General features: G+C 70.2%; 8 protein-coding genes and 1 pseudogene. 5 read left to right on the forward strand and 4 right to left on the reverse strand.

What is annotated here, in order from left to right; translation table 11 throughout:
- From E0D90_RS22190 to E0D90_RS22205, 4 genes and pseudogenes are all read right to left on the reverse strand, one after another.
- A pseudogene (locus E0D90_RS22190) lies at nucleotides 1-853 on the reverse strand (cell wall protein); the annotation flags it as partial.
- Nucleotides 854-1,440: 587 nt separating this feature from the next.
- Nucleotides 1,441-1,989: an ATP-binding protein gene (locus tag E0D90_RS22195; protein ID WP_130799801.1), complete on the reverse strand. Its 549-nt coding sequence runs from the start codon at nucleotides 1,987-1,989 to the stop codon at nucleotides 1,441-1,443.
- Nucleotides 1,986-3,014, reverse strand: coding sequence for an AAA family ATPase (locus E0D90_RS22200; protein WP_227870404.1), 1,029 nt, complete (start codon nucleotides 3,012-3,014; stop codon nucleotides 1,986-1,988). Before E0D90_RS22200 ends, E0D90_RS22195 begins: the two co-directional genes overlap by 4 nt.
- Before the next feature lie 137 nt (nucleotides 3,015-3,151).
- On the reverse strand, nucleotides 3,152-3,490 hold the full coding sequence (locus tag E0D90_RS22205; protein WP_157996910.1) for a GntR family transcriptional regulator: 339 nt from the start codon (nucleotides 3,488-3,490) through the stop codon (nucleotides 3,152-3,154).
- A gap of 117 nt (nucleotides 3,491-3,607) precedes the next feature.
- Here E0D90_RS22205 and E0D90_RS22210 point away from each other — a divergent pair, with 117 nt between their 5' ends.
- The 5 genes from E0D90_RS22210 (at nucleotide 3,608) to E0D90_RS22220 (ending at nucleotide 6,213) form a co-directional block, all read left to right on the forward strand.
- The gene (locus E0D90_RS22210; protein ID WP_130799803.1) at nucleotides 3,608-3,976 is read left to right on the forward strand and encodes a hypothetical protein; all 369 of its coding nucleotides are present in this window, start codon (nucleotides 3,608-3,610) and stop codon (nucleotides 3,974-3,976) included.
- A gap of 830 nt (nucleotides 3,977-4,806) precedes the next feature.
- On the forward strand, nucleotides 4,807-4,947 hold the full coding sequence (locus E0D90_RS26755) for a hypothetical protein (protein WP_157996911.1): 141 nt from the start codon (nucleotides 4,807-4,809) through the stop codon (nucleotides 4,945-4,947).
- A gap of 25 nt (nucleotides 4,948-4,972) precedes the next feature.
- Nucleotides 4,973-5,308, forward strand: a complete 336-nt coding sequence (locus tag E0D90_RS22215) for a hypothetical protein (RefSeq protein WP_130799804.1) — start codon at nucleotides 4,973-4,975, stop codon at nucleotides 5,306-5,308.
- Between the two features lie 14 nt (nucleotides 5,309-5,322).
- Nucleotides 5,323-5,568, forward strand: coding sequence for a hypothetical protein (locus E0D90_RS27270; RefSeq protein WP_170215034.1), 246 nt, complete (start codon nucleotides 5,323-5,325; stop codon nucleotides 5,566-5,568).
- Nucleotides 5,569-5,709: 141 nt separating this feature from the next.
- Nucleotides 5,710-6,213, forward strand: a complete 504-nt coding sequence (locus tag E0D90_RS22220) for a hypothetical protein (RefSeq protein ID WP_130799805.1) — start codon at nucleotides 5,710-5,712, stop codon at nucleotides 6,211-6,213.
- Nucleotides 6,214-6,502: the final 289 nt, after the last annotated feature.

A 6,502-nucleotide genomic window follows, 5' to 3' on the forward strand; every position in this document is an offset into this window, starting at 1 on the left:
GGGCGGGGGTGGTGTTCGGGGCGCGCTCGGGCAGCAGCTCCGGGTTGCGAAGCTGCTTGGTGATGAACGCGGCGGGGCTACGCGGCAGCCATCCGATGCCGATGCCCTCGAACAGCCGGGTCCACAGCGCCAGCTCGGTGCGGATGGCGTCGGCATCGAGGCCGCAGTCGATGTACGGGCGCAGGGCGTAGGCCAGGCGCCGCAGGCTCTCGCGCTGCGTCCAGCGGACGCGGGGGCGGACCTGCCGGGCGATCTCGATGTCAGCGGCGACCTGGAGGGCCGGGCGGCGCGGCCCGCAGCCGCTCCGGCTGCTGCTGCTCCTGGTGGTGGTTTTCGAGGGGGGGCTGGTCTTTCGACGCGCGGGACGTGTGTCTTTACAACCACCCACCATCTGAGGAGAACCGAGGAGGGAAGGAGGAAGGGAATGGGGCGCACGGCCCGCCGCCGAGGAAGCGCGTCGGGGTCCGCGGCGGCCCCCCCGGCTGGTCTTCGAGCGCTTCGGGGGACGGGACTTGACGCCCCGTCGGCGGGCGTCCTCCCCGGCCTCCCGGATCGCCATCTCCCGCCCGGCCTCGGTGTAGCGGACCACGCGGGCGTCGTAGCCCTGACCGGCCGTCACCAGGCCGTGAGCGGCGTCGTAGGCGGCGGGGATGGTCCCGGCGTAGATCGCGGCCGTCGCGGTGTACAGCCGCCCCGGGATATGCAGGTTGCGGCGCGAACCCTCTCGCACCCACACCAGCAGGCCGAGCTGGCGGAGAATGGCGACGTGCCGCTTGACGGTGGCGCGGTGAACGCCCAACCGGGTAGCGGTGCCGTCCAGGTCGTAGATCGCGTGCCCGGTGTCGAACCCCATCCGGTCCCGGATATCCCGCGCGACGGCGACGGTGCGGGCACCGGCCCGGGGATGGAGGCCGGCCGCGACCGCCCACTCGACAGCCCGCAGCCATGCCCGAGGCTGGCACTTCCGCGCCGAGGTGGTGTGAACCCACTGCTCGTCCACCGCCCGCACCAGACCCCCAGGCACGCCAAAGGGCGCCCCCGGCGAAACCGGGGACGGAACCTGCGACGAAACCTCGGGCGAAACCTGCGGCGACACGGGTGCTACTGCTCCTAACGGAGCCGCACGCACATGGCCTGACCTGCGGAAACGCCGTTGGTAGCGGCGCCCAGTAGCAAAAATGCGCAACTACTGGCATCCTGGTTCCCAGCGCGCGGCCTGGTAAGCCGAGCGCTGGACCACATACGTACAGCTCCTGTTGTGTGACTCCTGATCGCAAGCTGCCAGGCCGGGGATCGAGAGTCATCGGAATCAAGAGGGCCGAACCGGTTGGTAGCCGGGGAGGCCCTTTTGTGCTGTACGGAACTGTTCAGTTGTGTTTCAAAGTGACGTGCCTATGGCTGCGAGTGACCATATCCCAGCGCCACTCGCAGGCGCCACCGTCACGCAAGCGTTGACGGCCAGTCAGTTTGCAACGCGCCTCGGACCATCGACGCTGCATCTGCCGGCGAGTGCCGTTCGGTATCGACCACCAGGTGCCACGGCAGGTCTGGCCCCGTAGCGAGGTCCGCGGCCGTGGCGTCCCAAGCTGCGAGACGGGCAGCGACGTCACGGTCTCCTCGCGCCTGAGCCCTCGCTCGCGTGGTGTCGCGTCGGCACTCAAGCCGCACCGTCATCCACGTGCCGAGGCCCGCAGCTGAGAGGGCGCGGACCCCGTCTAGTTGTCCGAGGTGAACCACCGGAACGGCTTCCGCCAGCGCCTCCTCGATGCCGGATCGGTCGATCACGTACGTAGCGTCGTACCGGCGGTTCAGGTAGAGGACGTCGCCGCGCATTGCGCGGAGCTGGTCCTCCGTGTGCATGCGGTACCCGCAGGTTCGGCCCGGGCCGACCTTGATCCGCTTGAAGAGCTGGAACGGGTACCCGAGGGCCTCGGTGATGCTGTCCTTACCCGAGGCTGGGGGGCCATAGAGGATGATCCCGGTGCTCATGCCGCCACCGCCCCGAGCGCCATGCGCGCCTGGTCGGCGAGGGAGATAGCGGCCCCCATCCGGTTGTCGACCACTAGGTGAGGGACGGCCGGCCGCGTGCTTTCGTCGATTGTGCTGAGGTACTCAGTCCAGCGAGCGAGTTTCCACGAGTCGCGCGCCGCACCTCGGTGCGTGATGTACTCGCGCATTGATTCTGCGTCACATCGCAGCCAAATGGGCACCACGTCCACACCAGCGGCGGCGCATTGATGACTGAGGCGCTGCATCCACTCGGGATCTGCGAGTTCCGAGATGAAGGGAGCGGACACTACCGAGCTGATCTGGCAGCTGGTATTCGCTTTCACGGCTGCCATGAGGCTGGCGTATTCCACTGGCCGCACCTGGGTGCGGTAAAGGTCGGTGTGTCGGTCGTGCGGATCACTGCCCAGAGCGACGAGGAGTGCCTCAACCAGCGGACGGGTGAGCGGGTCCTTGTCCAAGAGCGGCCATCCAGTGAGTTGAGTCAGGAATCGCGCGAACTCGCTCTTACCTGATCCGGCGAAGCCACCAACGAGGATGACCACAGGGCGATGCGGGTCACCTCCGGTGCGGCGCCGCTTCCACGCGTCCAGCACGCGCCGCTGAATTCCGAGGTGGTCGATACCTTCTGCGCCGGGGGCGATCCGTGTCAGAGCGCGCTCGACTGCCAGTACATGCTGCCCATTTCGCTGCTCGGGCAGCGGCGTGAGCTCGAAGCGTGATTCCTCTCCGGGGAGCGCGGTACGAAATCCCAGCTGCGGTTCAGTAGCACCGTAGAGAAGGCAATATGCGCGACGGTACGGAGGGCCGGGGTAGACCTCGCCCTGTTCGTGCTGCCAGAGCGTTTGTGGATTGGCGGCAGGGATTCCCTTCAGTTTTGCCTGTGCCGCTGCTGCGCGCAGGCTTTCGCCTGCCTGCTCCAGCGTCAGGCCGTGGGCCTCGCGCTGCTGTCGCAGACGCTCTGGCCGCCAGCCGAGCCTGCCTTTCATTTCATCCTCCGGTGACATGGTCGCGACCCTAAGGTCAGCGAGCCAAATGACGTGTGTACGCGGATGTTGAAAACCTGTGAAGCGGCTTGCGCATGGAGTTGAGTAGTGCTCTGTGATGGGCCATCAGCCACATCTCGACTGTGATTAGCGTCATGTCAAAGCTTCGGTTCTCTTCGTTCCAGGCGCTCCAGGCGCTCAACCACATCGGCGAGGGTCGCCTCCAGGCGCTGGACCTCTGCCTGAAGGTCACCTGTTGGTGCGGCTACCGGCGCGTCAGCAACGTAGGAGCCCCGCCCCTGGTGGGTGTAGATGAGCCCCTCGCGCCGAAGTTCGGACAACGCGCGCTGCGCGGTCCCGACGGACACGCCATGCGTGGCCGCCAGCTCGCGGGCGGGAGGCAGCTGTGCGTGAGGCGCGAGTCGCTGAGTCCTGATGTCGGTGCGCAGGACGTCCGCGATGGCCTGGTAGGGCTGCGCAGCCCGGTCGATCGTCATGCACGGCATCGTACGGTCCTCCTTCACTGATTGGAATGACTCTACTTACTTGACACGGTGACTGTATCAAGTTACCAATGTAACCGCACACACCGACCGCGTGATGAGGAGACTGTGATGCCCGGTACCACCGCCCGCACCGCCCCCGCCGACCGGCTCGTTGGCTACGTAGCCGGCCTTCTCCCGGTGAGCGATTGGCACCTCGCCCACGGGATCGCCACCGACGTCGCCGCCGCCGCCAGCAGCACCGCGCCGCTCACCCCGGCCGCGATCGACTCCGCCTCCGGCCTCCCCGAGCACGTGGCCGCTGCGGCCCGTGCCGCCGCCCGCGACCACGCGTCGACCCCGTGGCTGCGGGTGGACGAGATGTTCGTTCGCTGCCGCCGCCCGCACGACGGTGACCGCCTCCTGACCGCCGTCCTCCACTCCCTCCACGCCACCGACGGCCCCCCGCCTCCCACCTCCCCGCTGCGCGCGGCGGCCTGACGCTCCGACTCCTTCGGCGGCGCCCTCCACCAGCTGGTGGTCGCCGCAGTGGGAGCCGGGCCCGACGGCCCGTACCCAACCCTCGCCCCCAGAGGCTCTCCCGCACGCGGGATCCAAGGGGAGTAACTGCACCTCACTCAACTCCACAGCGTGATCCACACCCCGACGACGCCGCGACCACACCGGCCGAGGAGTAGTGGAGACCCGTCGCATCTCGGCAGTAGCAGACCTGCTGTCGCGAGAGCTGCGACGCAAAAGAACGCGCATGGCACACCCGCAGACCCCGGAGACCGCGCGTCTCCCTCCGGCCGAGCGGCCCATGCGGAACAGGAGACCGCACCGCAGCGCCTGCGCTGCCCGTCACCACCAACCCCCGGCCCCGGCCGGGTGGTGGTGCTCGGGGGACGCAGGACCCGCGCCCCACCCACCACCACAGGAGCACACATGGACGCCAAGCTCGCCGCCGCCATCGCGAAGGACGACGAATTGGAGGACTGCGGTATGCACGGAGACGACCGCGTGACTTGCTGGCCCCACCAGTGCTGGGTCGCCGATTGCGAAGACCTCCACTAACGGACGCCTGCGCTGCCCGTCACCACCACCCGGCCCCGGCCGGGTGGTGGTGCGCGGGGGACGCAGGACCCGCGCCCCACACAACGAGCAACCCCCGGCAGCTTTGGCGGCACCGGGGGTTGCACACGACTGACCTTGGAGACCGTCGTGACCCACATCCTCCCACAGCCCCTCCCCAACTCCGATGCGGAAGAGGCCCTCCGCCGCGCCCGCCAGGACGACGCCCGCCGCGCCGCAGCGAAGAGCGGCGGTGCCCGATGACGAACCCGTCCGCGCACAGCAGCGTCCCCGCCCCGCCGCACCCCGACTGCTCCGAGACCTGGTCGTGCTCCGGCTGCGGCGTCCGCACCGGCAACCCCGACTACTGCCTCGGCTGCCAGATGCCCCGCCCCCGCTAACGGCGACCACCAGCTGGAGGAACCGATGACCGACCGCCTGCCCCGCCGCACCCTGATCCACCGCCGCATCGCCTACACCGCCGCCGCGCTCCTCTCCACCGCACAGACCATCCTCCTCACCTCGGAGCTGACCGACTCCGGCGCACCACTCCCCCTCGCCCTCGTGGCCGGGGCCTCCCTCGGCACCGTCATCTGGACCGCACTCCGCCCCCACCTGACCGGCATCGGCTACCGCGTCTCCACGGCCCGGTGCCCCGAGCCCGGCTGCACCACCAGCATCCGCAAGCGCCACCCCGCAGACGAGCCCGGCATCCCCGACCACATCCACGCACGCGTCACCACCCACTCCCTCCACACCTGATAGAGGCACACCCGATGACCGAGCACCTCACTCAGGCCGACCTCGACCGCGAGGCCGCCCACTTCGCCCGCGCCGCCGCCCGGTCCGGCGCCGCCGCCACCGACGCCGCCCGAGCCGCCGCCGACCCGACCAACTCCCCCACCACCCGCGCCTGCGCCCCCCGCGCCGGCGAGACCGCCCGCCGCAACGCGGCCGAATACCGGCACATCGCCGCCGAGCTGCGCGCCGGAGAGATCCCCGACGGCGTCGACCTCAGCTGACCCCACCTCACCGCCCGCGCGGCCCGCACCCCGAATCGGGTGCGGGCCGCGCCGGTTCCCCCGACCCCACCACCACCGCCTGGTGGTGGGGCCCGGAGAACCGCCCACCCCGGGACGGCCAACCCCACCCTGGAGCACCCGATGATCCGCATCACCCGCACCCGCACCCTCACCGACCTCACCGCACGCGCCCACCGCGTCCCCGACCTGGAGGAGGCACTGGAGGAGGCCCGGGACCACCTCTCCTACTACCGCGCTCAGCAGGCCGAAGACATCGAGCTGATCACGTCGCTTCAGAACAGCTTCCAGGCGCTCGACCAGACCCACACCGAGACCCGCTTGCAGCTGCGCCGGGCAGAGGAGCAGGTGCTCCTGGACCACGAGGACCGCGTCGTCCTCCGCACCCTGCTGCGCGCCGCCCGCCGGCAGGAGGAGCGCGACCGCGATGCCGTCTATCTTCTGTACCGCCGGGGTGAGCTGCACAGTGTTCACCGCTCCCGCGAGGGAGCCGAGACCGCTGCGGAGAAGGACGGCGCGGTCCCCGGCGGCTGGGCCCCGTGCCCGCCCGGGTCGAAGCCCCCGTCGGACTCCTCGCCTACGGGTTGGCGCATCGAGCCGGTCCGGCTCGCGGCGACCGACTGCTGACCGCGCGGCCCGCCCTGTGCCGGGCGGGCCGCCGGTTCTCCCGCTCCCACTCGCCCGCGGGTGGGCCTCGGAGAGCCGACTTCGGCGCCGCGCACCCCGACTTCGGCAACTGCCGCCTCGACTTCGGCAACACCCCCGATCGCTTCGGCAACGCCCTTCACCGCCCCCTGGAGGCCCCCGTCATGACCATCACCGAGCTGCCGCGCACCCCCGGCCGGCGGGGTCGGGTCGGGGTGCCGGCCGGGGGTGCGCGGCAGCTCGGTGATGGTCATGACGGGGGCCTCCAGGG

The sequence above is a fragment of the Streptomyces otsuchiensis genome, assembly GCF_004305975.1.
In the GTDB taxonomy this organism is placed as follows: Bacteria; Actinomycetota; Actinomycetes; order Streptomycetales; family Streptomycetaceae; genus Streptomyces; species Streptomyces otsuchiensis.

Coding starts and splice junctions, on each gene's coding strand:
- E0D90_RS22195 (WP_130799801.1), bottom strand. CDS start 1,989: ATGAGCACCGGGATCATCCTCTATGGCCCCCCAGCCTCGGGTAAGGAC.
- E0D90_RS22200 (WP_227870404.1), bottom strand. CDS start 3,014: ATGTCACCGGAGGATGAAATGAAAGGCAGGCTCGGCTGGCGGCCAGAG.
- E0D90_RS22205 (WP_157996910.1), bottom strand. CDS start 3,490: ATGACGATCGACCGGGCTGCGCAGCCCTACCAGGCCATCGCGGACGTC.
- E0D90_RS22210 (WP_130799803.1), top strand. CDS start 3,608: ATGCCCGGTACCACCGCCCGCACCGCCCCCGCCGACCGGCTCGTTGGC.
- E0D90_RS26755 (WP_157996911.1), top strand. CDS start 4,807: ATGACGAACCCGTCCGCGCACAGCAGCGTCCCCGCCCCGCCGCACCCC.
- E0D90_RS22215 (WP_130799804.1), top strand. CDS start 4,973: ATGACCGACCGCCTGCCCCGCCGCACCCTGATCCACCGCCGCATCGCC.
- E0D90_RS27270 (WP_170215034.1), top strand. CDS start 5,323: ATGACCGAGCACCTCACTCAGGCCGACCTCGACCGCGAGGCCGCCCAC.
- E0D90_RS22220 (WP_130799805.1), top strand. CDS start 5,710: ATGATCCGCATCACCCGCACCCGCACCCTCACCGACCTCACCGCACGC.